This window comes from Bradyrhizobium altum (assembly GCF_020889705.1).
Taxonomy (GTDB): Bacteria; Pseudomonadota; Alphaproteobacteria; order Rhizobiales; family Xanthobacteraceae; genus Bradyrhizobium; species Bradyrhizobium altum.
In genome coordinates this window covers 1-2602 of sequence record NZ_JACMYP010000492.1, presented here as the reverse complement: position 1 = coordinate 2602, position 2602 = coordinate 1, and the positions used below count along the sequence as shown (strand labels likewise).

General features: G+C 66.7%; 2 protein-coding genes. One reads left to right on the top strand and one right to left on the bottom strand.

The window, feature by feature from the left end:
• Positions 1-620, bottom strand: a 620-nt coding sequence (locus H8B02_RS46740; protein ID WP_376711800.1) for a toll/interleukin-1 receptor domain-containing protein, incomplete at its 3' end; no start/stop codon positions are given.
• A 266-nt stretch (positions 621-886) separates the two neighbouring features.
• Between H8B02_RS46740 and H8B02_RS46735 the strand changes: the two genes are divergently transcribed.
• Positions 887-2404 (top strand): helicase HerA domain-containing protein, encoded by a 1518-nt coding sequence (locus tag H8B02_RS46735; protein WP_229172439.1) that lies wholly within the window; start codon positions 887-889, stop codon positions 2402-2404.
• Positions 2405-2602: the final 198 nt, after the last annotated feature.

Sequence of the window (2602 nt, the reverse complement as noted above, 5' to 3'; positions counted from 1 at the left end):
AGACTGCCCACCGCGAGCAGTGTTCCAAGCGTCGCCCCCGCGACGGCACCCAACTGCGTCTGCTGCCGCTTCTCCTCTTCCTGCCGGAGCCGGGGCATCTCGTCGGGCGGGATGTTGAACAGGGGCGCGACGATCTTCAGCTTTTCCGTGCTCAAGCGGACGACCCGCGAAAAGCTCAGGAACCAGAAGCGTCCCGCGCCTCTCAAATCGACGATCTCGATATTCGGGAACGTTTCCTTCAAGCCGCCGGGCAGCGGTCCGTCGAAATCGCCTGCGCCCCTGGCGACGATGACGTTGCCGGCTCCGGGGCCCGTGGCGAAATCCCGGATCTCGCGCTCGATCCAGTCCTCGACACCTCCAGGCCGCCGCATGGCGTTCGGCGTCGCGACGACAATGAGGTATCGCGAGGACAGCAGCGCCGGCCTGATGCTCTGCTGGTAGAAGTCGCTGGTGCCCCGTTCATAGGCCGAATCGAGATAGACGCGCAGCTTCCGGCCATAGACGTCGCGCAGCGCGGCCGGAAGACGAAAGCCGACAAGCGCGCGCCTCAGCCACCGTGCAACGGCAATCCCGTCGGACCGGCGGTAGGAAATGAATGCGTCATAATTGAACTCAGGCATCGAGTTCGACGGGCTGATTGAAACGAGGCGCGGGTCCGAACTGGCCGGATCGCGCATCTGAACCGAAATTGACGCGAAAAGAATCTTCACCGGATCGGCAAGCAAATTTAAACACGTTGTAGTGGCTCGATCAATCGTCGTCTCGCCAGGCGAGCATCGCCGCTGTCCAAGTGCCGGTCGCGCCCTGGGGATCATGCCGCGGTTCGCTCGACGGGGCGCGATCGGCTTGTTAAGCCGCGTGCCGCAAGGACAATTTGAGTCGGGACATGACCGTAGCGATCGAGATGGGACAAACGACGGCCGGTGCTTCGGCGGCCATCGACCTCGAGGAGCTATTGGCGACGCGCCTTTTGGTGCAGGGCAATTCGGGTTCCGGAAAATCCCATCTGCTGCGCCGGCTGCTGGAACAGAGCGCGCCATGGGTGCAGCAGACCATCATCGATCCCGAGGGTGACTTCGTGACCCTGGCCGAGCGATTCGGTCACCTCGTCATCGATGCCGAGGACCATACCGAGCGCAGCCTGCAGGTCGCCGGCGAGCGCGTGCGCATCCATCGCGTCTCCACCGTGCTCAATCTCGAGGGGCTCGACGCCGAGAATCAGATGCGGCGCGCCGCGGCCTTCCTCGGCGGCATGTTCGAGGTTGCCCGCGACCATTGGTATCCGATGCTGGTGGTGGTGGACGAGGCGCAGCTGTTCGCGCCGGCGATCGCGGGCGAAGTTTCCGACGAAGCACGCAAGCTCTCGCTCGGCGCGATGACCAACCTGATGTGCCGCGGCCGCAAGCGCGGGCTTGCCGGGATCATCGCGACCCAGCGGCTGGCCAAGCTCGCCAAGAATGTCGCGGCCGAAGCATCGAACTTCCTGATGGGCAGGACCTTCCTCGATATCGACATGGCGCGGGCCGCCGACCTGCTCGGCATGGAGCGGCGGCAGGCGGAGGCGTTCCGCGACCTGGAGCGCGGACAATTCATGGCGCTGGGACCCGCACTCTCCCGCCGCCCACTGGGCTTGCGCATCGGTCCGACCGACACGCAACCGCGCAACGCGGCGCCGCGGCTGATGCCGCTGCCTGAAGCGACGCTCGAAGACGCGCGCGCGATTATCCTGGCCGCGCCGCCACCTGAAACGGCTGCCAGGCCGCCGCGCCGGACACCGCCGCCCGACCTGCTCAGCCAGCTGATGGCCGCCAAGCAGCCGGCACCGGAGACCGATCCGGAGACCGCCGAACCGCCACTCAGCGCGGAGCAGTTGGCCGAACGGCGTGAGCGGCTGGATCGCATCCTGCGCGCGATCCTCGCCGAGCCCGACGCCGGCTTCCGCGCCATCGGCGTGCTCTATCAGGAGTTCGTGGTCCGCTGCCGGATCGAGGGTCTCGGCGCCGTCGTGCCCGAGCTGACCGATTTTCGCCGCATGCTGACGCGCGCCCGCGCCGGGCTCGGCACCGAGATGGCGGAGGACGACGCGTGGCAGGATGTCTCGCTGCGTGCCGCCATCCTGCCCGAGGACATGCAGGGCGTCTTCATGATGATCGCCCGTGCCGCGAAGGAAGGCTGGCCCTGCCCGAGCGATGCGGCGATCGCCCGCGCCTATGGCACGCACTCGCTGCGCCGCGCCCGGCATCTTCTGACCTACATCGAGGAGCAGGGCCTGATTGTCTGCCAGCTTGACGGTGCCGGCCGGCGGATCGTGACACTCGTCGAACTCGCCTGGGCCACGGCCGCGGCCGACCCGAATGCCGACGAGGCGCCGCCGGAAGCAGCGTGCAACAGCTCGTCGCTGTGATCAGTCGCTGGGCGACGAAGCGTTCGGTATTGCGCGGAATCCGGCAGGCGTCGCAAGATACGAAAAGGCCCGCCGAGAGGCGGACCCTTTTGGTCTCTGCCGGTTGAGGGATCTCGGTGGGCCCGCGACAGGCCCACACAATCCCTCATCCTCAAGCCTCACGCATGCTGTGGCTGCGCCAGCTGGCTGACCTGCATT